The 840-nt window shown below is 68.8% G+C and carries 1 pseudogene; it reads right to left on the bottom strand.

Annotation, left to right across the window (positions count from 1 at the left end):
- Window positions 1-840, bottom strand: a pseudogene (locus ADL25_RS12405) (APC family permease); the annotation flags it as partial.

Genomic DNA, 840 nt, shown 5'->3' with positions numbered 1-840 from the left:
GTGTCGCGGATGCGGCCGGTGGGTTTTTCCTCGGTGTCGTCGGGGTCGCCCTGGACGTGGGGCATGACGGCGACGCCGGTCTCGAAGCCGGACAGGCCGAGGGCGAGTTTGGGGAAGACGATCAGTGCGAGGCCGACCATGACGAAGACGTTGCCGTGTTCGGTGGTCAGTGCGCCGGTCCAGTCGGTGACGACGTGGCCGGCGGTGGCGACGTGCCACAGGCCGACGGCGACGACCACGGCGTTGAGTGCCAGGTAGATGCCGACCAGGGTGAAGGCGACGCCGATGGCTTCCAGGAAGCCTTTGAGGAACACCGCGCCCAGGAGGGCGATCAGGAGCAGGGTGATGACCATCTGGTGGCCGTGGAGGGTGCTGGTGAGGTGGGGGTTCTCGATGAGGTGGGTGGAGGCGTCGGCGGCCGAGAGGGTGATGGTGATCAGGAAGTCGGTGGCGGCGAAGCCGAGCAGGGTCAGGACGAAGAGCTTGCCCTTCCAGAAGGAGAGCAGTCGTTCGAGCATGGCGATCGAGCCCTGGCCGTGGGGGCTTTCCTTGGCGACGCGGCGGTAGACGGGGAGGGCGCCGGCGAGGGTGACGATCACGAGGACGATGGTGGCGATGGGGGAGAGGAGTCCGGCGGCGAGGGCGGCGATGCCGGGCTGGTAGCCGAGGGTGGAGAAGTAGTCGACGCCGGTCAGGCACATCACCCGCCACCAGGGCTGGCCCTTGTGCGGGGGTTCGGGCTCGGTGGGCTGCTGCTGTGCGGAGCCCTTGCCCATGTCGGACAGCCCCTCCAGCATCCACGCCCGCAGCCGGCTCGCGGGTGGTGGGTGTTCGGTGGTG

This window comes from Streptomyces sp. NRRL F-5122, assembly GCF_001507435.1.
In the GTDB taxonomy this organism is placed as follows: domain Bacteria; phylum Actinomycetota; class Actinomycetes; order Streptomycetales; family Streptomycetaceae; genus Streptomyces; species Streptomyces lannensis.
Note: the sequence above shows the minus strand (reverse complement) of the source record. Positions and strands in the feature narration are given on the sequence as shown.